The sequence below is a fragment of the Streptomyces sp. NPDC052023 genome (assembly GCF_044548465.1).
Taxonomy (GTDB): Bacteria; Actinomycetota; Actinomycetes; order Streptomycetales; family Streptomycetaceae; genus Streptomyces.
In genome coordinates, this window is record NZ_JBIUBW010000024.1 from 35766 (window position 1) to 58251 (window position 22486).

At 71.2% G+C, this 22486-nt stretch carries 21 protein-coding genes; 9 read left to right on the plus strand and 12 right to left on the minus strand.

Translation table 11 applies throughout. The annotated features are described in order from the left end of the window. The 3 genes from pcaH to ACIHCM_RS32745 form a co-directional block, all read right to left on the minus strand. Positions 1-774, minus strand: a complete 774-nt coding sequence (gene pcaH / locus ACIHCM_RS32735) for a protocatechuate 3,4-dioxygenase subunit beta (protein WP_399904008.1) — start codon at positions 772-774, stop codon at positions 1-3. A 67-nt stretch (positions 775-841) separates the two neighbouring features. Continuing rightward, entirely contained in the window at positions 842-1489 is a 648-nt protein-coding gene (locus ACIHCM_RS32740) for a CoA transferase subunit B (protein WP_399904011.1), read from the minus strand. Then, the gene (locus ACIHCM_RS32745) at positions 1489-2244 is read right to left on the minus strand and encodes a CoA transferase subunit A (RefSeq protein WP_399904014.1); all 756 of its coding nucleotides are present in this window, start codon (positions 2242-2244) and stop codon (positions 1489-1491) included. Before ACIHCM_RS32745 ends, ACIHCM_RS32740 begins: the two co-directional genes overlap by 1 nt. 196 nt (positions 2245-2440) lie before the next feature. Between ACIHCM_RS32745 and ACIHCM_RS32750 the strand changes: the two genes are divergently transcribed. Next, the gene (locus ACIHCM_RS32750; RefSeq protein ID WP_399904017.1) at positions 2441-2914 is read left to right on the plus strand and encodes a MarR family winged helix-turn-helix transcriptional regulator; all 474 of its coding nucleotides are present in this window, start codon (positions 2441-2443) and stop codon (positions 2912-2914) included. Between the two features lies 1 nt (position 2915). Here the strand turns inward: ACIHCM_RS32750 and ACIHCM_RS32755 are convergent, their stop codons facing one another. Next, entirely contained in the window at positions 2916-3881 is a 966-nt protein-coding gene (locus ACIHCM_RS32755; protein WP_399904020.1) for a DUF3048 domain-containing protein, read from the minus strand. A 267-nt stretch (positions 3882-4148) separates the two neighbouring features. On the opposite strand from ACIHCM_RS32755, the gene ACIHCM_RS32760 reads away from it, so the two are divergent. After that, on the plus strand, positions 4149-5339 hold the full coding sequence (locus ACIHCM_RS32760) for a zinc-dependent alcohol dehydrogenase (protein ID WP_399904023.1): 1191 nt from the start codon (positions 4149-4151) through the stop codon (positions 5337-5339). A gap of 36 nt (positions 5340-5375) precedes the next feature. Here the strand turns inward: ACIHCM_RS32760 and ACIHCM_RS32765 are convergent, their stop codons facing one another. Then, positions 5376-6446 carry an ATP-dependent DNA ligase gene (locus tag ACIHCM_RS32765; protein ID WP_399904026.1) on the minus strand — a complete coding sequence of 357 codons (1071 nt, stop codon included), beginning with the start codon at positions 6444-6446 and terminating at the stop codon, positions 5376-5378. Positions 6447-6546: 100 nt separating this feature from the next. On the opposite strand from ACIHCM_RS32765, the gene ligD reads away from it, so the two are divergent. After that, entirely contained in the window at positions 6547-7569 is a 1023-nt protein-coding gene (gene ligD, locus ACIHCM_RS32770) for a non-homologous end-joining DNA ligase (RefSeq protein ID WP_399904029.1), read from the plus strand. Between the two features lie 25 nt (positions 7570-7594). Here ligD and ACIHCM_RS32775 read toward each other — a convergent pair whose 3' ends face one another. Both ACIHCM_RS32775 and ACIHCM_RS32780 read right to left on the minus strand, forming a co-directional pair. After that, positions 7595-9790 carry an OmpL47-type beta-barrel domain-containing protein gene (locus tag ACIHCM_RS32775; protein WP_399904187.1) on the minus strand — a complete coding sequence of 732 codons (2196 nt, stop codon included), beginning with the start codon at positions 9788-9790 and terminating at the stop codon, positions 7595-7597. A gap of 14 nt (positions 9791-9804) precedes the next feature. Further along, the gene (locus tag ACIHCM_RS32780; protein ID WP_399904190.1) at positions 9805-12240 is read right to left on the minus strand and encodes a ThuA domain-containing protein; all 2436 of its coding nucleotides are present in this window, start codon (positions 12238-12240) and stop codon (positions 9805-9807) included. A gap of 256 nt (positions 12241-12496) precedes the next feature. Between ACIHCM_RS32780 and ACIHCM_RS32785 the strand changes: the two genes are divergently transcribed. Both ACIHCM_RS32785 and ACIHCM_RS32790 read left to right on the plus strand, forming a co-directional pair. Beyond that, positions 12497-13609, plus strand: coding sequence for a multicopper oxidase domain-containing protein (locus ACIHCM_RS32785; RefSeq protein ID WP_399904032.1), 1113 nt, complete (start codon positions 12497-12499; stop codon positions 13607-13609). Between the two features lie 110 nt (positions 13610-13719). Then, complete coding sequence (locus ACIHCM_RS32790; protein WP_399904035.1) at positions 13720-14754, plus strand: LacI family DNA-binding transcriptional regulator; 1035 nt, start codon at positions 13720-13722, stop codon at positions 14752-14754. 46 nt (positions 14755-14800) lie between these two features. Here the strand turns inward: ACIHCM_RS32790 and ACIHCM_RS32795 are convergent, their stop codons facing one another. After that, positions 14801-15586, minus strand: coding sequence for a VOC family protein (locus ACIHCM_RS32795; RefSeq protein ID WP_399904038.1), 786 nt, complete (start codon positions 15584-15586; stop codon positions 14801-14803). Between the two features lie 266 nt (positions 15587-15852). On the opposite strand from ACIHCM_RS32795, the gene ACIHCM_RS32800 reads away from it, so the two are divergent. Further along, on the plus strand, positions 15853-16098 hold the full coding sequence (locus ACIHCM_RS32800) for a WhiB family transcriptional regulator (RefSeq protein WP_399904041.1): 246 nt from the start codon (positions 15853-15855) through the stop codon (positions 16096-16098). 97 nt (positions 16099-16195) lie between these two features. On the opposite strand, the gene ACIHCM_RS32805 is transcribed toward ACIHCM_RS32800, so the two are convergent. The 4 genes from ACIHCM_RS32805 to ACIHCM_RS32820 all read right to left on the minus strand — a co-directional run bounded on the left by ACIHCM_RS32805 (position 16196) and on the right by ACIHCM_RS32820 (position 20671). Next, positions 16196-17170, minus strand: a complete 975-nt coding sequence (locus ACIHCM_RS32805; RefSeq protein WP_399904044.1) for an acyl-ACP desaturase — start codon at positions 17168-17170, stop codon at positions 16196-16198. 136 nt (positions 17171-17306) lie between these two features. Beyond that, a complete protein-coding gene (ddaH, locus tag ACIHCM_RS32810) occupies positions 17307-18083 on the minus strand; it encodes a dimethylargininase (protein ID WP_399904046.1) in 777 nt (258 codons plus the stop codon). A gap of 221 nt (positions 18084-18304) precedes the next feature. After that, complete coding sequence (locus tag ACIHCM_RS32815; protein ID WP_399904049.1) at positions 18305-19927, minus strand: ABC-F family ATP-binding cassette domain-containing protein; 1623 nt, start codon at positions 19925-19927, stop codon at positions 18305-18307. Positions 19928-20254: 327 nt separating this feature from the next. Then, positions 20255-20671: an SsgA family sporulation/cell division regulator gene (locus ACIHCM_RS32820; protein ID WP_399904053.1), complete on the minus strand. Its 417-nt coding sequence runs from the start codon at positions 20669-20671 to the stop codon at positions 20255-20257. Positions 20672-20901: 230 nt separating this feature from the next. Between ACIHCM_RS32820 and ACIHCM_RS32825 the strand changes: the two genes are divergently transcribed. The 3 genes from ACIHCM_RS32825 (at position 20902) to mmpA (ending at position 22222) form a co-directional block, all read left to right on the plus strand. Further along, positions 20902-21225 (plus strand): plasmid stabilization protein, encoded by a 324-nt coding sequence (locus ACIHCM_RS32825; RefSeq protein WP_399904056.1) that lies wholly within the window; start codon positions 20902-20904, stop codon positions 21223-21225. A 57-nt stretch (positions 21226-21282) separates the two neighbouring features. Further along, the gene (locus ACIHCM_RS32830) at positions 21283-21978 is read left to right on the plus strand and encodes an endonuclease V (RefSeq protein WP_399904059.1); all 696 of its coding nucleotides are present in this window, start codon (positions 21283-21285) and stop codon (positions 21976-21978) included. A gap of 97 nt (positions 21979-22075) precedes the next feature. Next, complete coding sequence (mmpA, locus tag ACIHCM_RS32835; RefSeq protein ID WP_399904062.1) at positions 22076-22222, plus strand: morphogenic membrane protein MmpA; 147 nt, start codon at positions 22076-22078, stop codon at positions 22220-22222. Positions 22223-22486 lie beyond the last annotated feature (264 nt).

Below are 22486 nucleotides of genomic sequence, written 5' to 3' on the forward strand. Positions count from 1 at the left end.
TCAGCGTCCCTCTTCCGTCCAGGTGGCGTGCGGGCCGTCGAGCACGATGTCCCAGTGGTAGCCCAGCGAGAACTCCGGCACGGACAGGCCGTGGTCGTAGGTGGCGACCAGGCGCTGCCGTGCCGCGTCGTCCGTCACGGACTGCAGGATCGGGTCGTACGCGAAGAGCGGGTCGTTCGGGAAGTACATCTGCGTCACCAGCCGCTGGGTGAACGCCGTGCCGAAGACCGAGAAGTGGATGTGCGCCGGGCGCCAGGCACCCACGTGGTTGCGCCACGGGTAGGGGCCGGGCCGGACGGTGGTGAACCTGTAGAAGCCGTCGTCGTCGGTGAGGGTGCGTCCCACACCGGTGAAGTGGGGGTCCAGCGGGGCGTCGTGCTGCTCGCGCCGGTGGGCGTAGCGGCCGGCCGCGTTGGCCTGCCAGACCTCGACGAGCTGGCCGCGGACCGGTCGCCCGGCACGGTCCAGCAGCCGGCCGGAGACAGTGATGCGCTCGCCGATCGGCTCGCCGGTGTGCTGCCGCGTCAGGTCGTTGTCGGTCTCGGTGACGTCGCGCTCGCCGAAGGCGGGGGAGGCCAGCTCCACCAGTTCCGGGTCCCCGGCCACGTCGATGGCGACCGGCGGCTGCTTCGGGTGGCGCAACACGGAGGAGCGGTACGGCGCGTAGTCGCGGCGCGGGTGGTGCTCGACGGGACCGCCGTCGGCGACGCGCTTGTCGTACGCGGCGTGCTCGGCCGCTATTTCCTGGTCGATCTCGTGCTGGGTGGGGGCCATGGCACTTCCTGCGGTTGGAGGACGGGGTCGCGGCATTCGAGGAGTCCGGGGACGGTGCGCGGGGCCGTCACGGCCGTGCCTGGCGGCCGACCCGTACCTTCGCGGCGGTCCGGGCGACGATCTCCCCGGCGGTGACACCCGGCGCGCACTCCGTCAGCACCAGCCCGCCGTCGGTGACGTCGAGCACGCCGAGGTCGGTGACGACACGGTTCACACACGCCTTGCCCGTGAGCGGCAAGGTGCACTCGTCGAGGATCTTCGGGCTGCCGTCCTTGGCGGTGTGGGTCATCACGACGACGACGGTACGGGCGCCGTGCACCAGGTCCATCGCCCCGCCGATGCCGGTCACCAGCTTCCCCGGTACGGCCCAGTTGGCCAGATCCCCGCGGGCCGAGACCTGCATGCCACCCAGCACGGCGACGTCGATGTGCCCGCCGCGGATCATCCCGAAGGACAGCGCCGAGTCGAAGAAGGAGGCGCCCGGCAGCACGGTGACGGTCTCCTTGCCCGCGTTGATCAGGTCCGGGTCGACCTGCTCCTCGGCCGGGTAGGGGCCGGTACCGAGGATGCCGTTCTCCGACTGCAGCACCACCTCCACGCCGGGCGGGAGGTGATGGGGGATCAGGGTCGGCAGGCCGATGCCCAGATTCACGTACTGCCCGTCCTTGAGCTCGCGTGCGGCCCGTGCGGCCATCTCCTCGCGTGTCCAGGCCATCAGCCGCTCACCGTCCGCCGCTCGATCCGCTTGCCGGCGGCCTGTTCCGGGGTCAGCGCCACCACCCGCTGGACGAAGACGCCGGGCAGGTGAACGGCGTCCGGGTCGATGCCGCCCGGCTCGACGAGTTCCTCCACCTCCGCGATCGTCACCCGGCCGGCCGTCGCCGCGAGGGGGTTGAAGTTGCGGGCGGACCTGCGGAAGACCAGGTTGCCGTGCCGGTCGCCCCGGGCGGCGCGGACGAGCGCGAAGTCGGTGCGGATGCCGTGCTCCAGCACGTGCTCCACCCCCTCGAACTCCCGCACCTCCTTGGCCGGTGAGGCGACCGCGACACCGCCCCGGCCGTCGTAGCGCCAGGGCAGTCCGCCCTCGGCGACCTGCGTGCCCACGCCCGCCGGTGTGTAGAAGGCGGGGATGCCCGCCCCGCCCGCCCGCAGCCGCTCCGCCAGCGTGCCCTGCGGGATCAGCTCCAGCTCCAGTTCCCCGGCCAGGTACTGGCGGGCGAACTCCTTGTTGGCGCCGATGTAGGAGCCGGTCACCCGGGCGATCCGTCCGGCCGCGAGCAGTACCGCCAGGCCGGACTCCATGGCCCCGCAGTTGTTCGACACCACCGACAGCCCGCCGACGCCCCGCTGGTGGAGGGCGTCGATCAGTACGTTCGGGACACCGCTCAGCCCGAAGCCGCCCACCGCGAGCGACGCTCCGTCGCCCACGTCGGCCACCGCCTCCAGGGCCGTGGCGACCACCTTGTCCATCCGAGAGGTCCTCTCTCCGAGCAATCATTCAGGACACTGAGCAATTGGGTGAAGTTTTCTTCACGCTGTCATCCATGCGGGGAGCCGTCAAGGCCCGCAAAGGCTCCGGAATGCATGGACAGGCACCCGCGACAGCGAGCACGCCCCCGCTGTAGTGTTCAGTGCACTGACATTCACAAGGGTCTCGGGAGCGGACATGTCGGCGGTGGATCTCACCAACCATCCCGGGCATCTCGCCCGGCGGCTCCAGCAGGCGCACCATCTGCTGTGGAACGCGATGGTGTCCGAGGAGATCACCTCGCCCCAGTTCGCCGTCCTCAACGCGGTCGCCGGTGAGCCGGGCCTGGACCAGCGCACGGTGGGGGAGCGGGTGGGGCTCGACCGGTCCACCGTCGCCGAGGTGATCAGCCGTCTGGGCCGCCGCGGACTGCTGGACAAGGTCCGTGACCCGCGCGACGGCCGGCGTTTCCTGCTGCGCCTGACCGGGGACGGGACGCGCACCCACCGCAGGCTGGCGGTGCGCACGGCCCGGATGAACCAGGTCTTCCTCGCCCCGCTGTCCACGGACGAGCGGACGCGGTTCCTGGAGCTGATCCGACGGGTCGCGGACGCGGCGGAGAGGCTCCGCGATCCGGGCGACCCGGCGGAACCTCTCCTGGGCCGGCCCTGACTCAGCCCTTCGCGAGCACCACCCACACCTGGCCGTCGGCGAAGTTCAGCGGCTCGCCGCCGGGCGTGGTGAACCGTGTGCCGTCGCCCGGCTCCGGACGCTTCCAGAGCGCGTCGTACGACTTCCCGCCGCGCAGCACCTCCGCCGTGCCCGCGCCGACGGTCTCCGTGTACGGGGTGTTGCTGCCCCGCGAGTCGAAGTAGCCCGAAGGGCGCATCCGCACGTGCTGCACGACGACCGTCGCGGGTTCCGGCGGCTGCCCGTCGGTCGTCGCGGCGGCCGTTCCGTCCAGCGCGACCCGGTAGCGGTCGCGGCTCGCGTCCCAGGTGAAGGTGAAGCGGGCCGCCGGGTACCGGACGGTCCTGGTGGTCTCGGTCCGGCCATCGCCCGGGGCGGCACCGTAGGTGAAGCCGGTCGTGAGGGCGGCCTTGCCGGGAGGGGCGGGCAGCAGCCGGTGGGGGTGCAGGTAGAGATTGTGCGGGGCGGCCCTGCCGCTGCCGCGGACATAGGCGCCGGGGGTCCGGCCGGGGGGCTCGGCCCGCAGCGGGGCCCGGTCGACGAGCGGCAGCAGCTTGGTCTGCGCGCCGGAGAAGGCGAGGGTGGGGCGCTCGAACTGGCGCAGCAGCTCCAGGTCCGACTCACGGGCACTGCGCACCGGGCCGACCGCCTTCGGCAAGCTGCTCGCGTACACCGCCAGCAGACGGCTGAGCCCGCCCTCGACCTGCTCGACGTAGACGATGTCGGCCGCGCCGAGACCGGTGTGGGGGCGGGCCGGGGGCGCGTTGTCGACCTTCACGGCGAGCACGGGGCCCGCCCGCTCCGCGGTTCGCGTCGGCGACGGCGACGGTGCGGGTCCCGGCTCCGGCGCCCGCCCGTCGTCGTGCGGCCCGCCGCCGCCCGTGCAGCCCGCCAGGAGCGCGACCGCCGTCCCGGCGCCCACCAGTACCACCACGGCCGCACGCCGCATGCGCGTTCTTCGTCCCCTGCCCTTGCCCACCGCCGCCACCCGACCAGTTCTGTGCTCTCGATTGTGCGCTTATCCGTTCATCAATGGCCATACCCGATCAGACCTGGTCCCTACTACGAATAAGCCGATCGCGCACGTCGGCTAGCCCGCCCGGCCCAGCCACCGGACCGCCCCACGGGACGGCGGTTCGGCCCCGGCCCCCTCGGGTACCCGGCCCGCACCGCAGTACCGGCAGACGTAGGCGTACGACGGAAGGGAGTGCGGGTGATGAGGGCTGTGACGTGGCAGGGGAAGCGGGACGTGCGGGTGGAGAACGTGCCCGATCCCCGGATCGAGGAGCCGACCGACGCCGTCATCCGCATCACCTCGACCGGGCTGTGCGGGTCCGACCTGCACCTGTACGAGGTGCTCACCCCGTTCATGACCCCGGGCGACATCCTCGGGCACGAGCCCATGGGCATCGTCGAGGAGGTCGGCCCCGGCGTACCGGACCTGGCGGTGGGCGACCGGGTCGTCGTGCCGTTCCAGATCGCGTGCGGAAACTGCTGGATGTGTCTCAACTCGCTGCCCACGCAGTGCGAGACCACCCAGGTGACCGGCGAGGGCATGGGCGCCGCCCTGTTCGGCTACACCCGCCTGTACGGCGCGGTGCCGGGCGGCCAGGCCGAGTACCTGCGCGTCCCGCAGGCCCAGTTCGGCCCGATCAAGGTGCCCGAGGGCCCGCCGGACGACCGGTTCCTCTACCTGTCCGACGTGCTGCCCACCGCCTGGCAGGCGGTCGCGTACGCCGGCGTCCCCGAGGGCGGCTCCCTCGCCGTGCTGGGGCTCGGCCCGATCGGTGACATGGCCTGCCGGGTCGCCCAGGTGCGGGGTGCCGGACGGGTGTTCGGCGTCGACCTGGTGCCCGACCGGCTGCGCAGGGCCGAGGCACGCGGCGTGCAGACGTACGACCTGCGGGCCTTCGACAACGAGAAGGAGCTCGTCGCCGCGATCCGCGACGAGACCGACGGGCGCGGCCCCGACGCCGTGATCGACGCGGTCGGCACCGAGGCGCACGGCAGCGTCGCCGCCCGGCTCGCCCAGCAGGCGTCCGCCATGCTGCCCCGCAAGCTCAGCGGCCCGCTCGCCGAACGCTTCAGCGTCGACCGGCTCGCCGCCCTGCACACCGCCATCGAGCTGGTACGCCGCGGCGGCACCCTCTCGCTCGTCGGTGTCTACGGTGGCATGGCCGACCCGCTGCCGATGCTCACCATGTTCGACAAGCAGCTCCAGATCCGCATGGGCCAGGCCAACGTCCGCCGCTGGGCCGACGAGATCCTGCCCTATCTGAGCGACGAGGACCCGCTCGGCGTCGACGACTTCGCCACGCACCGGCTGTCGCTGGACGAGGCGCCCCAGGCGTACGAGATGTTCCAGCACAAGCGGGACGGGGCCGTGAAGATCGTGATGCGGCCCTGAGTACCCGGTCCACGAGGGAGCCGCGCCCCGGGTGTCTCACGCCTGCGGCGCGAAGATCTCCGCGAGGTCGTACCGCACCGGCTCCTCCAGCTGCGCGTATGTGCAGCTCTCCGGCGTCCGGTCCGGCCGCCAGCGGCGGAAGCGGGCCGTGTGGCGGAACCGCGCGCCGTTCTCCATGTGGTCGTACGCCACCTCGCACACGCGCTCCGGCCTGAGCGGCACCCAGGAGAGGTCCTTCTTGCCGGACCAGCGGCTCGGCGCCCCCGGCAGCCGGGCCGTCTCGTGCGCCGCCTCCTCGGCCCAGGCCGCCCACGGATGTCCCGACACCTCGTCCAGGCGCAGCGGCTCCAGCTCCTCGATCAGCTCGGCGCGCCGCGCCATGGAGAAGGCGGCGGACACGCCGACGTGCTGGAGGGCACCCTTGTCGTCGTACAGCCCGAGCAGCAGCGAGCCGACCACGGGCCCGCTCTTGTGCAGCCGGTAGCCGGCCACGACGACGTCCGCCGTGCGCTCGTGCTTGACCTTGAACATCGCCCGCTCGTCCTGCAGATAGCGCAGTGTCAGCGGCTTGGCGACCACACCGTCCAGGCCCGCACCCTCGTACTGCTCGAACCACTGCCGCGCCACGTCGATGTCGGTCGTCGCCGGCGCCACATGGACCGGCGCGGTCGCCCCGGACAGCGCCGTCACCAGCAACGCGCGGCGATCGGCGAGCGGCACGTCCGTCAGCGACCGGTCGGCCAGTGCCAGCAGGTCGAAGGCGACGAAGGAGGACGGCGTGCGCTCGGCCAGCGTCCGCACCCGTGAGGCGGCCGGGTGGATCCGCTCGGTGAGCGCGTCGAAGTCCAGCCGCCCCTCCCGGGCGATCACGATCTCCCCGTCCAGCACACAGCGCTCCGGCAGCCGCTCCTTGAGCGCCTCCACCAGCTCCGGGAAGTACCTCGTCAGCGGCTTGGTGGTACGGCTGCCGATCTCCACCTCGGCGCCGTCGCGGAACACGATCGCCCGGAAGCCGTCCCACTTCGCCTCGTAGTGCATGTCCGGCGGGATCTTCGCCACGGACTTGGCGAGCATCGGCTTGACGGGCGGCATCACCGGCAGGTCCATGTTCCGACTCTAGGCGGACTACGGATCCGCCGCCGTGCGTCCGTCCGCGCGGACGCACGCCCGGGTGCGAGGCGGGTGCGGTGCGCCTACCGTGGCTCGCATGGGTGACGCGGTGGAACTGGAGGCGGGCGGGCGGACCGTACGGCTGTCCAGTCCCGGCAAGGTGTTCTTCCCGGAGCGCGGGTTCACCAAGCTGGACCTCGCCCGGTACTACATCGCGGTGGGCCCCGGCATCCTGCGCGCCCTGCGCAACCGGCCCACCACCCTGGAGCGCTATCCCGAGGGCGTGACCGGCGAGTCCTTCTTCCAGAAGCGGGCCCCCAAGAACATGCCCGACTGGATCCCCACCGCCCACATCACCTTCCCGAGCGGCCGCAGCGCCGACGAGATGTGCCCGACGGAGGAGGCCGCCGTCGTGTGGGCCGCCCAGTACGGCACCCTCACCTTCCACCCGTGGCCGGTGCGTCGCGACGACGTCGACAGCCCCGACGAACTCCGCATCGACCTCGATCCACAGCCCGGCACCGACTACGACGACGCGGTCCGCGCCGCCCACGAACTGCGCGCGGTCCTCGACGAGTTCGGCGGCCTGCGCGGCTTTCCCAAGACCTCCGGCGGCCGCGGCCTGCACGTCTTCGTGCCCATCGAGCCCCGCTGGACCTTCACCCAGGTCCGCCGCGCCGCGATCGCCGTCGGCCGGGAGATGGAACGCAGGATGCCCGAGCACGTCACGATCAAGTGGTGGAAGGAGGAGCGGGGCGAGAAGATCTTCATCGACTACAACCAGACCGCACGCGACCGCACGATCGCCTCCGCCTACTCCGTACGCCCCCGCCCGCACGCCCCCGTCTCGGCGCCCCTGCGCTGGGAGGAGGTCGGGGTGGCCCACCCCCAGGACTTCGACCTCGCGACCATGCCCGCGCGCTTCGCCGAACTCGGCGACGTGCACGCGGACATGGACGACCGCCGCTATGCGCTGGACGCGCTGCTGGAGCTCGCGAACAAGGACGAGCGCGACCACGGGCTCGGCGATCTGCCGTACCCGCCCGAGTACCCGAAGATGCCCGGCGAGCCCAAGCGGGTGCAGCCGAGCCGCGCGAAGAAGGGCGACCCCACGCCGTAGGGCCGCCCCATGACTTCACCGACGGTCACAGCTCCTTGATCCGGATGTCCCGGTAGGAGACCACGTCCGTCGTGCCGTGCACCTGGAGCCCGATGTAGCCGGAGGCGAACCGCCGCCCGTCCGTGCCCGGGTCGTCCGAGCGGGGCGGGGTGAAGTCCTGACCGCCGGTGTTGTCGAACTCGTTGATCAGCTTGCCGTTGCGGTAGACCGAGTAGTGCTGGTCCACCACCCGGATCTCGTAGTCGTTCCACGTGCCCTTCTGGGTGACACCCGCGCCCGCGAGTCCCACCCGGTCGAAGCCGTAGACCGACCCCGTCTTGTACATGTCGCCGGTGGGCGAGTCGAACACCTGCACCTCATGCCCGTACTTGATGGCGACCCACTCCGGCCGTGGCTCCTCCGGATGCTCATGGACGTACGGGAACCGCACGAACACCCCGGAGTTGGCGTTGCCGGTGCCCGGAGCGTCGTCCCGCCACTGGAGCTTGAGCGAGAAGTCGCCGTACTTGCGCTGCGGGAACCACAGCATGCCCAGCCCGGCCCTGGTGGTGCCGCTGGTCATCGACCCGTCGGCGTTCAGCGCGAACGAACCACCGCCCACGTGCTGCCACTTGGCGAAGGAAGCCGCCGTGCCGTCGAACAGCGGGCGGTAGCCCTCCGTCTGACCGGGCTTGCCGATGCCGGACTGACGGGCGGCCTTGGTGACGGCGTTGTACTCACGCCCGTCGACCACGCCGTCGGTGCGGAGCCCGTCGAGGACCGTCTTCACATGCTTGAGGAACAGTGCGTGGGAGGTCCACTCCTTCTCGTCCTCGATCAGCTCGTTGATCCGGCACCGGTTGCCGGTGAGCCGGTTCGGCACACCCGAGTCGACCGTGCCGACGATCACCGTCTCCCGCTCGTCGTACTCGGGACAGGGCGGCGCGGGCACGCCGCCGGCCACCACCGTGAAGCTCACGGTCCGCGCCGCGGAGGTGTTGCCCGCCTTGTCGGTCGCGCGGTACGCCACGGTGTGCGCACCCGCCCGGTCCACGATCACGGGCGCGGAGTACACGAGGTACGGCCCGCCGTCGAGCGAGTACTCGACGCTCGCGACCTCACCGCCGTGGTCGGTGGCGCTGACGGTGACCTTGGCCGTGGCGACGTACGCCCCGTCGGAGTTGCGGGTGCCCTCGACGGTCACCCCCGTCACCGGCGGTGTCGTGTCCTGTGGTGGCGCGGCGACCACCGTGAACTCGACGCTCTTCTCAGCCGCCACGTTGCCCGCCTTGTCGGTGGCGCGGTAGCGGACGGTGTGGGTGCCGGCCTGGTGCACCATCACGGGCTGGGCGTACGGCTGCCAGGCGCCGGACACGCCGATCGCGTACTCGATCGTGTTGACGCCCGACCCGGTGTCGGACGCGGAGACGGTGACCGTCGCCATGTCGACATAGGTACCGTCGGGGTTCTGCTCACCGCTGACCGCCGCCGAGGTCTCCGGCGGCGTCGTGTCGTCCGTCGGCGGGGGCACCACCGTGAACTCGGCGCTTTTCTCGGCGGACACGTTGCCCGCCTTGTCGAAGGCCCGGTAGCGGACCTTGTGGTCGCCGACCTGGTCGACGACGACCGGAGCCGTGTACGGCTGCCAGGCGCCGGCGGGCCCGACGGCGTACTCGATCCGGTCGACGCCGGAGCCGCCGGTCTCGTCGGTCGCGTGCAGCGCCACGCTCGCCGAGCCGACGTACTGGCCCTGCTGGTTCTGCGTGCCGCTGACGTGCGCCGACGCCTGCGGCGCTGTGGTGTCCTCGCCGCTGCCCTCGGTCACGGTCAGGATGCCCTGCATCATGCCGTGGCCCGGGATGGTGCAGTGGTAGAAGTACCGGCCCGGGGTGAGCGTGACCTCGGCGGTGTGCTTGCCGCCCTGGTCGTCGTTGGGGTTGGCGAGGATGTTGAGCTGGACGTCGCTGTTGAACTCCGGGTCGCTGGTCACGAACGTCAGCGTGTGCGGCATACCGGTGGTGTTGCCGGTCGCCTCACTGTTCTCGAAGACGATCGTGGCCTGCCCCGCCACCGCCGTCGCCGGCGCCGAGACGTACTTGTCGATGGCGTTGCCGGCCGTCCAGGTGAGGACCTGTGCGGCGGCCGCCCCGGCCTTCCCGCCGGACCGCTCGGGCTGCCCGGTGGCCGTCGCGGCCTGGAGCCCGAGCACCATCAGGAGCGCGGCCAGCAGGGCCGCCCACATTCTTCGATGGCCTGTCACTGCTGTGCTCCCCTCGCCAGCTGACCGGCGGCCGGCGTCGGACCGCCGCCCTGGTACGTCACGCGCCACAGCGCCGACTTGGCGTCCGAGGTGAAGAAGCCACGCCCGTAGTCGAGGACGTACAGCGCGCCGTCCGGACCGAACTTCCAGTCCATCAGGTTCTTGATGCCGTCGTTGCCGATCGGCACGATCTTCTTCAGCGACTCCGAGTGCACCGGCAGGCCACCGTCACCCAGGGTCCTCGGATCCATCAGCACGGCGTTGCGCGGCTGGTCGGCGTCGTAGAAGTCGCCGACGAACCACTTGCCGTCCCAGTACGCCGGCCACTTGACCTCGCTGCCGGCCGAGACGTCCTCGGACCGGTACACCGGCCCGTTCATCGCGGCCTGCCCGCCGCCCTTGAGCCAGGGCAGCCGGTAGGTCGCCTCCTCCTGCTTGTAGGAGGGCACACCGCTCGCGTCACGCGGGAAGTCCGGGGCGCCACCTTGCGGCGAGTACCAGATGTTGTTCCCGGTGACCGGCGGCAGGTTCACGAGACCGTCGTTGTTCGGGGACTCGTTCTTCGGGTGGTCGCAGTCGTACCAGCCGAGCGGCTGCGACGGATCCGGCAGGTTGCGGTCCCGGTAGGGCTGCTTGTTGCCCATGCAGTACGGCCAGCCCCGGTTGCCCGCCTCGGTGATGGCGGCGAAGGTGTCGTACTTGGCCGGGCCCCAGGTCGTCGAGGGCGCCGAGGCGTCCGGCCCGACCCAACCCGCGTACAGCACGTCCGTCTTCTTGTCGACGAAGATGCGGGCCGGGTTCCTGACCCCCATCACATAGATCTCGCCGCGCGTCTTCCCGCCGCCCTCGTCGGTCTCCTCGCCGGTGAAGAGGTTCCCGTCGGGGAGGGTGTAGGTCCCGTCCGGCTCCGGGTGGATGCGCAGGATCTTGCCGTTGAGGTTGTTGGTGTTGCCGGCGGTGCGGCGCGCGTCGGCGAAGGAGACACCCTTGTAGTTCGGCTGCGGGTTGTTGCCGGAGTAACCGCCGCTGAAGCCGCTGGAGTTGTTGTCGCCGGTCGCGATGTACAGGTTGCCCTCGGAGTCCCAGGCCATCCCGCCACCGGCGTGGCAGCAGCTGTGGATCTGCACCGGCCAGTGCAGCAGCACCTTCTCGCTGCCCAGGTCCAGCTTGTTGGTCGCGAGGTCCAGCGTGAAGCGGGAGACGCGCCGCTCGGCCATCCTGGTGTCGCGGTCGATCCGCGAGTGCGGCGTGTAGTGCAGATACACCCAGCCGTTGTCCTCGAAGTGCGGGTCCAACTCGATGCCGAGCAACCCCTCCTCGACCTTGACCAGTTCGTCGCCGCCGCCCTTGTTGCCGAAGACGGTCAGCGCACCGGCCAGGGTGACCTGCTTGGTCTTCGGGTCGTAGACGTGGATCTCGCCCTTGCCCTTGCCGATGTCCGGGTTGTTCCAGTCGGTGATCACCGGCTGGGAGGAGTCGGCGCCGCCGCGGCCGATGTACAGCACGCGGCCGTCGGGGGCGGTGACCAGGCCGTGCGGCTCGCCGATCTGGTCGTTCTGACCGGGCTGGTTCGCCTTGGTCAGCCGCTCCGCCTTGTAGTTGGCGTTGATCGTCGCCTTGCAGTCGGCACGTGCGAGACGGGTCGTCCACAGCAGGGCGCCGCGCAGATGGGCGCGGAAGTCGGTCTCGTCGTACGACGACACCGTGCCGCCCATGCCGGTGTAGAAGGAACGGCCGCCGTCGTAGTCGCGGCACCAGCTGATCGGGTGGTCCCAGCCGTTGGCGCTCGCGCCCGGCTGGTACGTCGCCTCGCGCACCCGGGCCACCGTGTGCACCGCGCCGGACGGGTTCTTCACCCAGTTCGGCCACTGGTCGGGGCGCCTCCACTGGACCGGCAGGTCCTTGGTCGCCGGGTGCAGGCGGTCGCCCACCTCGACGGTGGCCCGCTGGACGGCCGCCGGGCTGTCCGGCGCCGGGCGGGCGCCGACGAGGCCGGTGTACCAGTCGGAGTACGGCTCGGCGCGGGCGGCGTCATGGATGCCGACGAAACCGCCGCCGGCCTCCATGTAGGCCTCCAGGCCCGCCTCCTGCTCCGGCTCCAGCACGTCGCCGCCGCCGGTCAGGAACACGATCGCGTGGTAACGGCCCAGCCTGGTCTCGTTGGTGAAGACCGAGGCGTCGTCCGTGGCCTCGGTCCTGAAGCGCTGGGCGGTCGGCCCGGTCAGGCCGATCTGCTCGATCGCCTCGATGCCGGCGTTCACCACGGGTGACTCGTCCCCGGCTGCCGCGGAGCCGTGGAAGACCAGCACGCGGACGTTGGCGCCGCCGGGCGGTGACTTGATGGACATCGTTGTCAGGGACGGATCCGGGGCCGGGCGTGCACTCGCGGCGGAGCCCGAGAGCAGGCCCGCGGTGACTAATCCGGCGGTCAGGGCGGCCGTCCAGGCCCGCCGTGCGGTGCTCGGCCTTCTCGGCGGCCTTATGAAACGGATGGGTCTGTGGTGCGATGTGGACCGCATGTGGTCATCCACCCCTCGTCGGTCACAGCAACAGCGCCTAGAAGCTAGACCTCTTTGCTCGGTTCGCCAATAGGTATGACCGCGATGGAACGAACTTTGTCCTGGGTGTGGATAAACGCCGCCCGTCCCGCTACCGTCTCGAATCCCGTACCGGAGTGGGGAGTTCGGCATGGACAGACGTGGGTTCAACCGGCGGGTCCTCCTGGGTGGCGCCGCCGTCGGCGGTGCGGCCGTCGCGACATCGTTGTCCCTGGGCACGGAGGCGACCGGCGCCGGCCGGACGACGGCGCGGACGGCCCCGGCCGGAGGCCAGGTCAGACACATCAAGCTCTATGCGGAGAAGCTCGCCGACGGGCAGCTCGGTTACGGCTTCGAGAAGGGCCGGGCCGGCATCCCGGGGCCCTTGATCGAGCTCAACGAGGGCGACACCGTGCACATCGAGTTCGAGAACACCACGGATGTGACGGCGAGCCTGCACGTGCACGGGCTGGACTACGAAATCACCAGTGACGGCACCAAGATGAACAAGAGCGATGTCGAACCGGGCGCCACCCGCACCTACACCTGGCGCACCCACGCCCCCGGCCGCCGCAGCGACGGCTCCTGGCGGGCGGGCAGCGCGGGCTACTGGCACTACCACGACCACGTGGTGGGCACGGAACACGGCACCGGCGGGATCAGGAAGGGCCTCTACGGTCCGGTGATCGTCCGCCGCAAGGGCGACGTCCTGCCGGACCGCACCCACACGATCGTCTTCAACGACCTGCTCATCAACAACAGGCCGCCGCACACCGGGCCCGACTTCGAGGCCACCGTGGGCGATCGCGTCGAGTTCGTCGTGATCACGCACGGCGAGTACTACCACACCTTCCACATGCACGGTCACCGCTGGGCCGACAACCGCACCGGCATGCTGACCGGCCCCGACGACCCCAGCCAGGTCGTCGACAACAAGATCGTGGGCCCGGCCGACTCCTTCGGCTTCCAGGTGATCGCGGGGGAGGGGGTGGGCGCCGGCGCGTGGATGTACCACTGCCATGTCCAGAGCCATTCGGACATGGGGATGGTGGGGCTGTTCCTGGTGAAGAAGACGGACGGGACGATTCCCGGATACGAACCGCACCACCCGCACGAACCCCGCACGGCCGACGGTGCGCGCGCGGAGGGCGCGAAGGACGCCGAGGGAGTGAAGGGTGCCGGGGGCGCGAAGGACGCCGAGGGCGTGAAGGGTGACGGAGGGGCGGCGGGAGCTGAGGGCGCTCACGGGGCGCACCACCACTGAGCGGGGGCTCACCGGCACGGAAAGGGGGGCGCGTTCCGGTGGTGAGCGCCCCCTCCCGCGCCCTGGCGTGCGGTTATCCTGATCGGCAAGCGCCGGTGAGGAGTCCCGAAGTGTCCGAGGCAGTGTCACGTCCCACGCTGGAGGCCGTGGCCGCACGGGCCGGGGTGTCGCGGGCCACCGTCTCACGGGTGGTCAACGGCGGGGACGGGGTGCGGGAGCCGCTGATCGAGCGGGTCCGGCGGGCCGTCGAGGAACTCGGATACGTACCCAACCAGGCGGCCCGCAGCCTGGTGACGAAACGCCACGACGCCGTGGCCGTCGTCATCGCCGAGCCGGAGACCCGCGTCTTCGCCGACCCCTTCTTCGCGCTCCAACTCCGCGGCATCAGCAAGGAACTGACCGCGCACGACAACCAGCTCGTCCTGCTCCTCACCGAGGGCCGCGACGACCACGCCCGCGTCGGCCGCTATCTCGCCGGCGGACACGTCGACGGGGCACTGGTGTTCTCCTTGCATCTCGACGACGCCCTGCCCGCCCTGATCCGGCGCGCCGGCGTCCCGACCGTCTTCGGCGGCCGGCCGGACTGGAGCGACGGCGAGGACGGGGCCGTGTACGTCGACAGCGACAACCGGGGTGGCGCCCGTGAGGCCGTACGACATCTCGTGGCCCTCGGCCGCCGGCGCGTCGCACACATCGCCGGGGCCCTGGACCAGACCTCGGCGGTGGACCGGCTCGACGGCTTCCGGGACGTGATGCCGGACGCCGACCCGCGGCTGGTCGCCGAGGGTGACTTCACCCCGGCCGGGGGTGAGCGGGCCATGCGTGAACTCCTCGGCCGCCGCCCCGACCTGGACGCCGTGTTCGCCGGCAACGACCTCATGGCGTCCGGCGCCCTGCGCGTGCTGCGGGAGGCCGGGCGGCGGGTGCCGGACGACGTGGCCGTGGTCGGCTTCGACGACATGCTGCCGATCGCCGAGCAGACCGACCCACCGCTCACGACGGTCCGTCAGGACATAGAGGAGATGGGCCGTCTGATGGCCCGGCTCCTCCTCGGCCGCCTGCGCACGGGGCGGGGCGGGTCGCAGGAGGACCCGGCGCCCGGTGTCGTCCTGTCGACGACCCTCGTACGCCGCGCCTCCGCGTGACACCTGGACAGGGATGAGGGCACCTGGTCGGCACCGGACGTGGGGCTCAGCTCTGCGGCGCGGCGCTCCTGATCACCGCGAAGCGGGCGCCGTAGGGGTCGCTCAGTTTGGCGACGCGGCCGGCGTCGGACACGTCCCTGGGCTCCACCCGGACCGTGCCGCCCAGCTCGCGCGCCCGGCCCACCGCGGCGTCCGTGTCGGCGACCTCGAAGTACGGCAGCCAGTAGGCCGTGTCCTCCGACGGGTCGTCGGGCAGCGGGACCAGGCCGGCGAACATGGTGTCCTCGTCCTCACCGGCCGGATTGACGCAGGTGTAGGAGCCACCCGGGAAGTTGACCGCCGACGTCTCCCAGCCGAGCAGCTTGTTGTAATAGCCGGCGGCCGCCGCGATGTCCGGCGTGTACAGCTCCAGCCAGCACAGCGCGCCGGACTCGTTCATCATGTCCACCCCTTTGGTCCTCCCCGGCTGCCAGATGCCGAACGGCACACTCTGCTGGTCGGACAGGATCGCCATGTGTCCCTCGCCCATCACGTCCGTGGGCTCCACCAGCACCCGCCCGTGCGCCTGCCGGGCCGATTCGGCGGTGGCCTGCGCGTCCGGGCTGTGGAAGTACACCGTCCAGGACGGCGGACCCTGTTCGCCGCTCGTCTGCATCCCCCCCGCCACGGTCCTGCCGTCCAGCTGGAAGAACCCGTAGCCCCCGGCTTCGGGACCCGCCGAGCGGAACTGCCAGCCGAAGAGACCGCCGTAGAAGTGGATGGCGCCGTCGATGTCGGAGGTCGAGACATCGATCCAGATCGGAGCGCCGTGGACGAAGCGCGTGGTGAGCATCGCTGCCTCCCGGAAGAGCCCGCTGCCTGCACTGCCGAGTCTTGCACCGCCCACCGGCGATCGCGTGCCGGACCGCGCACGCCGAACGCACTCTTGACGGTCACCGTCTGTGACGAGCGGGATCCTCGTCGTTCGCCGCCGCTCCCGCGCGCCGTCGTGCGCCGCGCCCGCCCGCGCGGGCATCATCGGGGTCGGCCGGCGGCCCCGGGCGTGGCGTTGAGCGCGCGTTGATCGAACGTTTTTCGCACTTGGGCACGCTCTCAGCCATGCCTTTCGAAACCAGCACCCCCGCGGACACCGCCTGGCAGGCCGAGGCCCTGTGCGCACAGACCGGTGCGGACTTCTTCTTTCCCGAACCGGGCAGTTCGGTTCGGGAGGCGAAGCGCATCTGCGGCCTGTGCGAGATGCGCACCGCCTGCCTCGACTACGCCCTGGCGAACGACGAGCGTTTCGGCGTCTGGGGCGGCCTGTCCGAGAAGGAACGCCTCCAGCTCCGCCGTACCGCCTACTGACCGGCGACATGGCCCCGAGGCCGTGCGCAGGCCCCACCGGGGCTCGGAACGCCGGGAGCCGCCGGTTCGCGCCCCGGCAGCCCCCGGCCGGGGTGGGTCAGGCCGCCCCGCGTGCCGCCATCCGCGCCTTGCGCGCCGCCAGCTTCTCGTCGAACTTCAGGGCCTCCGCGTCCAGCCCGTTCATGAACAGGCCGAGCTCCTCCTGGGCCTTGAGACCGTCGGGGCCGAGGCCGTCGATCTCCATGATCTTCAGGAAGCGCAGCACGGGCTGGAGCACGTCGTCGTGATGGATGCGCAGGTTGTAGACCTCGCCGATCGCCATCTGCGCGGCGGCCCGCTCGAAGCCGGGGATACCGTGGCCGGGCATGCGGAAGTCGACGACGACGTCCCGCACCGCCTGCATGGTCAGGTCGGGCGCGAGCTCGAAGGCCGCCTTCAGCAGGTTCCGGTAGAAGACCATGTGCAGGTTCTCGTCCGTCGCGATCCGCGCCAGCATCCGGTCGCAGATCGGGTCACCCGACTGGTGGCCGGTGTTGCGGTGCGAGATACGGGTCGCGAGCTCCTGGAAGGCGACATAGGCGACCGAGTGCAGCATCGAGTGCCGGTTGTCCGACTCGAAGCCCTCACTCATGTGCGACATCCGGAACTGCTCCAGCTTGTCCGGGTCCACCGCGCGCGACGTCAGCAGGTAGTCCCGCATCACGATGCCGTGCCGGCCCTCCTCGGCGGTCCAGCGGTGCACCCAGGTGCCCCAGGCGCCGTCGCGGCCGAAGAGGGAGGCGATCTCGTGGTGGTAGCTGGGCAGGTTGTCCTCGGTCAGCAGATTGACGACCAGCGCGATCCGGCCGATCTCGGTGACCTTGGACTGGTCCTTCTGCCAGGCCTCGCCGTCCTCGAAGAGACCCGGGAAGTTCCGCCCGTCGGTCCACGGCACGTACTCGTGCGGCATCCAGTCCTTGGCCACCTGCAGGTGGCGGTTCAGTTCCTTCTCGACCACTTCCTCCAGGGCGTACAGCAGCCGGGCGTCGGTCCAGACAGAGGGGCTGCCGAGGTGCGGAGAGGTGATCGTCACGGGTACTCCAGGGGGACGAGGGACAACGAGAGTCGGACCGGCGAGCGGCGCCGGAACCTACGGGATCGTAGGCTACGAATCCGTAGGTTACGAAGACGTAGGTTAAGTGCGCTGTAAAGACTCCTGTTCAGGCCCACTAGGCATACAGCTCCCGCAGCCGTACCGAGAGACATGTCACACAGCCTTCGAGCTTCTCGAACTCGCTGATGTCCACGACGACCGGCGTGTAGCCGAGGTCCGTGAACAGCTCCGCGGTCTTCGGGGCACTGGCGGCCATGAGCAGCTTGTCACCGCCCAGCAGCACCACATGGGAGCCGGAGGCCTCCGGCACATGCAGAAAACGCCCGAACAGGGACGGCGTGTCCATCAGCGGGATGTGCCCGATCACGGTCCCGTCGGGCAGTGCCGTGACGGCGGACTTCAGATGCAGCACCTTGCTGACCGGCACGGCGACCACACGCGCCCCCAGCGGTTCGAAGGCCGCCCGCAGTTGCTGCAGGCCGGCGGCGTTGGTGCGCCCGCCCCGGCCGACGTAGATCGTGTCGCCGATCTTCAGCACGTCACCGCCGTCGAGCGTGCCGGGCTCCCAGATCCAGTTCACCGAGCAGCCCAGACGGGCGACGACCTCCTCGACGCCCGCGGTCTCGGCCCGCCGGGACTCGGCGCCGGAGCGCGCGATCAGGGCGACGTTCCTGTACATGACCACGGTGTCCTCGACGAACACGGCGTCCGGGCAGTCGTCGGCCGGGTCGACCTCGATGGTCTCCCAGCCGTGCGTGCGCAGCGCCTCCGCGTACGCCTCCCACTGCCGTACCGCGAGCTCGGCATCGGCCTTCTCCCGCTGGATGTGCGTCACCAGGCCTTCGGTGAGGCGCGGGCCGGGGCGACGGATCAGGGCCTTCTTGCTGGGCACGTGCGGTCTCCGTATCGGATGGGGCGGTCTTGCCGTCCGGTTACCCGGGTGTGGCCGAAACCTGTCGGGCCGGGCGACATCATGCAGCGACATTGTCGGAGACGACAGGCCCGTAGTCCCGCACCTACGCCGCCACCCCGCGCACGTGCTGGTCCCGAAAGGCCGGTGAACGCGGTCAGCCGGCCTTTCGGGATGCGCGGGGCCCGCTCGCCCACTCGAGATCAGGCGGGATACCCGACAGCTTCCGGCGTGGTTTCCCGGAGTTCTCCGTCCAGCAGCAGCCAGCGCGTGATCCCGATCGACTCCAGGAACGGCAGGTCGTGGCCGGCCACGATCAGCGCCCCCTCGTACGACTCCAGGGCCGTGGTGAGCTGCCGCACGCTCGCGATGTCCAGGTTGTTCGTCGGCTCGTCCAGCATCAGCAGCTGCGGAGCGGGCTCCGCGAGCATCAGCGCGGCCAGGGTCGCGCGGAAACGCTCGCCGCCGGACAGCGTGGCCGCCTGCTGGTCGGCACGTCCGCCCCGGAACAGGAAGCGGGCCAGCTGCGCCCGGATCCGGTTGTTGGTGGCGCCCGGCGCGAACCGGGCGACGTTCTCGGCGACCGTCAGCCCGCCGTCGAGGACGTCCAGCCGCTGCGGCAGGAAGCGCAGCGGCACATGCGCCGTCGCCTCCCCGGACACCGGCGCCAGTTCCCCGGCGACGGTGCGCAGCAGCGTGGTCTTGCCCGCGCCGTTGCGCCCGACCAGCGCGATCCGCTCGGGGCCGTACAGGTCGAAGCCGCCCTCGACACGGGCGCCGTACGCGAGCCGGAGGTCCCGCAGGGTGAGCACGCTCCGGCCCTGCGGCACGGCCGTGTACGGCAGGTCGACGCGGATCTCGTCGTCGTCCCGCACGGCGTCCACGGCCTCGCCGAGCCGCTCCCTGGCCTCGGCGAGCTTCTCCTCGTGCATGATGCGGTGTTTGCCCGCGGAGACCTCCGCCGCGCGCTTGCGCGCCCCCATGACGATCTTCGGCTCGCGTTTCTGCTCGAACATCTTCTGGCCGTACCGCTTGCGGCGGGCGAGCTTGACCTGGGCGTCGGCCAGTTCGCGCTTCTGCTTGCGGAAGTCCGCCTCGGCGACCCGCACCATCCGCTCGGCCGCCTCCTGCTCGATCCGCAGGGCCTCCTGGTATGCCGAGAAGTTCCCGCCGTACCAGGTGATCTCCCCGGAGCGCAGATCGGCGATCTGGTCGACCAGTTCGAGCAGTTCGCGGTCGTGGCTCACCACCACCATGACGCCCGGCCAGGACGCGACGGCCGCGTACAGCCGCCTGCGCGCGTACAGGTCGAGGTTGTTGGTGGGCTCGTCCAGCAGCAGCACGTCCGGCCGGCGCAGCAGCAGCGCGGCCAGCCGCAGCAGGACGGACTCACCGCCGGAGATCTCACCGATGGTGCGGTCCAGCTCGACATGGCCGAGGCCGAGTTCGCCGAGGGTGGCCAGGGCGCGCTCCTCGACGTCCCAGTCGTCGCCGAGGGCCTCGAAGTGCTCCTCGGCCGCGTCACCGGCCTCGATGGCGTGCAGCGCGGCGCGCCGGTCCGCGATGCCGAGGGCCTCGTCGACGCGCAGGGCGGTGTCCAGGGTGACGTTCTGCGGGAGGTGGCCCACCTCGCCCGCGACGCGTACCGCGCCGTCGGCCGGGGTGAGGTCGCCGGCGATCAGTTTCAGCAGGGTCGACTTCCCCGATCCGTTGACGCCGACGAGCCCGGTGCGGCCGGGGGCGAAGGAGGCGTCGAGGCCGTCGAAGACGCCCGTGCCGTCGGGCCAGGCGAAGGAGAGAGACGTACAGGTGATCGAAGTATGCATGCGGGCCTCGCGGTTGCTTGATCCGTTCAGGGGCAACGCGTGTCGAGACACCGGAAGGCGGCGACCACCGCGCGGGCCATGGCTGGGCCCAGGGGTGTGGGGAACGGGAAAAGCCCTGCTCCGCAAGGACGGCTCGAACGCCGAGGTCGCACGCGGCGTGCACACCGGACAGGTGTGACGCGGTGTCTCAGGACCTCAGAGGAGCAACGTCCTTCTCCAATCGGCGGCAACAGGACCGTTCAAAACGCTACGAGGGGCGCCGGTGCCTGTCAACGGATTAACGGGCGTCCGCCTCCAGGGCTCACCGGCACATCGAGGGGGAGCGGGTCAGCAGGCGTCCCGCATCAGCTCCGCCAGGTCGTGGTCGAGATCGAGGTAGGCGTGCTCCAGGCCTTCGGGCACCAGCACGCGCGTCGCCTGCAGGAACTGGCGCAGCTCGCCCGAGCGGACGTGCACGACGGCCGTGCCTTCGGGTGCGTGGAACTCGAGCACCGTCCGGTCGTAGCCGTACGGGCGCACCCGCACGTCGCCGTGCCCCTCGGGCCCGTGCATCCCGGCGGCGAGAAGCTCGCGGGAGAAGGTCCAGCAGACCTCCTCGTCCTCCAGTGTGGCCTGCGCCGGGAAGGTCATCCGGATCGCGAACGGATCCGTCAGGTCGTAGGTGAGAGTCGCCGGGATGTTCGGCATCCGCGGCGCGGCGGCGACGAGGCGTGCCTCGACTGACTGCTCGATGACGGTGGACATCGCCTTGCTCCCTTGTGACGGCCGGACGGACAACCGGCGACGCGGCCGGGCATGGGGTGAGACGACGGAATCCGCGTGTCCGTGCATTCGTGCGGAGTGACGTTCGTCACCGTGTTCCGGTTCTGGGTGGAGCCGAGTCGCCCGTCTGGAGAGCTGACCGCGCCCTGATTGTCGTATTCACCCACGATGGGGGTACTCGTTCGCCCGACGTCGAGAGGAAGTGAGCGGACATGCCAAGCGGTTCGAGCCCCAAACGAGAACGGCAGTACGAGCACATCAAGAAGAGTGCTCAGGACCGCGGTGAGAGCACGGGGCGCGCCAAGGAGATCGCGGCCCGCACGGTGAACAAGGAGCGGGCACGGTCCGGCGAGTCGAAGACGGCCAGCCGTACGTCCATCCAGGACATGTCGTCCGGCAAGCGGGGCGGCCAGCGGTCCGGCAAGGGCTCTCAGGGCCCGACCTACGACCAGCTGTACCAGGAGGCCAAGCGGCGCAACATCCACGGCCGTTCGGACATGAACAAGCAGCAGCTGCAGCGCGCGCTCGACAAGTGACCCGGCCCCGGGCGGCCCGGTTCGCGGGCTGCCCGGCCCCGTATCCTCGTCTGCACCATGACGACGACCGTACGCATCCCCCCGGGCTGGCCCAGCACCGAGGAACGGGCCCGCGCCGTCCAGGACGAGTTGCGCCGCCAGGTGGTGCTCGGCGAACCCGGGCCACCGCCCGGAACGGGCCACGTCACCGGCGTCGACGTCGCCTACGACGACGAGCGTGACGTGGTGGCCGCCGCGGCCGTCGTGCTGGACGCGGCCACCCTCGGCGTCGTCGCCGAGGCCACCGCCGTCGGGAGGATCTCCTTCCCGTACGTGCCCGGACTGCTCGCCTTCCGCGAGATCCCCACCGTCCTGGCCGCCCTCGACGCCCTGCCGTGCCCGCCCGGCCTGGTGGTCTGCGACGGCTACGGGCTGGCCCACCCGCGCCGCTTCGGGCTCGCCAGCCACCTCGGCGTCCTCACCGGCCTGCCCACCATCGGCGTCGCCAAGAACCCGTTCACCTTCACCCATGCCGACCCGGCACCCGCGCGCGGGTCGTCGTCCCCGCTCCTGGCGGGTGAGGAGGAGGTCGGCCGCGCCCTGCGCACCCAGGAGGGCGTCAAGCCGGTCTACGTGTCCGTCGGGCACCGCGTCGACCTGGACACGTCCTGCGCCCACGTCCTGCGCCTCAGCCCGCGCTACCGCCTGCCGGAGTCCACCCGCCTGGCCGACTCCCTGTGCCGCCGCGCCCTGCGCGAGGCGACCGCCGGGTGAGTCCGGGTCGTACGTGAGTACCTGGCCGCCCGGGGCCGGCACCTTCTGAGTACACGTACGGATGCCGGCGCGCCGTCAGGATCGGCAGCCTGGCCGCATGACGACGCACCGTGCCCCCGAGCCCCACGCCCACCGCAGCCGCCCCGTCGAGCGCGCCATGACATCGACCCTGGCCGTCGCCGTACTGGCCGGCTTCGCCTGGCTCGGCGGAATGATCTACACACTGACCCGGTGGTCGCTGTAGCCCGCGCGCGGGGGCGTGCGGTTCTCGTGTCACCGGGGCTGCCGAAGCAGCGCCCCGTCACCCGGGCTGCCGGAGCGGCGCCCTCGCCACGGGGGCTGCCTGAAGGGGTGCCCTCGCCATCGGGAGTGCCGAGACGGGGCCGCCACCGCCTCTGCCGGAGAGGCGGCGTCGCGAGCGCGGCTGCCGAAGCGGCGCCCCCGCGGCCGGGGCTCCCGAAGCGGCGCCCCCGGAACCAACGCCGCCGAAGCGGTGCCCCTGCCGTCC

Excerpts from the sequence above, each read along its gene's own strand:
- pcaH (WP_399904008.1), bottom strand. The coding sequence starts at position 774 with ATGGCCCCCACCCAGCACGAGATCGACCAGGAAATAGCGGCCGAGCAC.
- ACIHCM_RS32740 (WP_399904011.1), bottom strand. The coding sequence starts at position 1,489 with ATGGCCTGGACACGCGAGGAGATGGCCGCACGGGCCGCACGCGAGCTC.
- ACIHCM_RS32745 (WP_399904014.1), bottom strand. The coding sequence starts at position 2,244 with ATGGACAAGGTGGTCGCCACGGCCCTGGAGGCGGTGGCCGACGTGGGC.
- ACIHCM_RS32750 (WP_399904017.1), top strand. The coding sequence starts at position 2,441 with ATGTCGGCGGTGGATCTCACCAACCATCCCGGGCATCTCGCCCGGCGG.
- ACIHCM_RS32755 (WP_399904020.1), bottom strand. The coding sequence starts at position 3,881 with ATGCGGCGTGCGGCCGTGGTGGTACTGGTGGGCGCCGGGACGGCGGTC.
- ACIHCM_RS32760 (WP_399904023.1), top strand. The coding sequence starts at position 4,149 with ATGAGGGCTGTGACGTGGCAGGGGAAGCGGGACGTGCGGGTGGAGAAC.
- ACIHCM_RS32765 (WP_399904026.1), bottom strand. The coding sequence starts at position 6,446 with ATGGACCTGCCGGTGATGCCGCCCGTCAAGCCGATGCTCGCCAAGTCC.
- ligD (WP_399904029.1), top strand. The coding sequence starts at position 6,547 with ATGGGTGACGCGGTGGAACTGGAGGCGGGCGGGCGGACCGTACGGCTG.
- ACIHCM_RS32775 (WP_399904187.1), bottom strand. The coding sequence starts at position 9,790 with ATGTGGGCGGCCCTGCTGGCCGCGCTCCTGATGGTGCTCGGGCTCCAG.
- ACIHCM_RS32785 (WP_399904032.1), top strand. The coding sequence starts at position 12,497 with ATGGACAGACGTGGGTTCAACCGGCGGGTCCTCCTGGGTGGCGCCGCC.
- ACIHCM_RS32795 (WP_399904038.1), bottom strand. The coding sequence starts at position 15,586 with ATGCTCACCACGCGCTTCGTCCACGGCGCTCCGATCTGGATCGATGTC.
- ACIHCM_RS32800 (WP_399904041.1), top strand. The coding sequence starts at position 15,853 with ATGCCTTTCGAAACCAGCACCCCCGCGGACACCGCCTGGCAGGCCGAG.
- ACIHCM_RS32815 (WP_399904049.1), bottom strand. The coding sequence starts at position 19,927 with ATGCATACTTCGATCACCTGTACGTCTCTCTCCTTCGCCTGGCCCGAC.
- ACIHCM_RS32820 (WP_399904053.1), bottom strand. The coding sequence starts at position 20,671 with ATGTCCACCGTCATCGAGCAGTCAGTCGAGGCACGCCTCGTCGCCGCC.
- ACIHCM_RS32825 (WP_399904056.1), top strand. The coding sequence starts at position 20,902 with ATGCCAAGCGGTTCGAGCCCCAAACGAGAACGGCAGTACGAGCACATC.
- ACIHCM_RS32830 (WP_399904059.1), top strand. The coding sequence starts at position 21,283 with ATGACGACGACCGTACGCATCCCCCCGGGCTGGCCCAGCACCGAGGAA.
- mmpA (WP_399904062.1), top strand. The coding sequence starts at position 22,076 with ATGACGACGCACCGTGCCCCCGAGCCCCACGCCCACCGCAGCCGCCCC.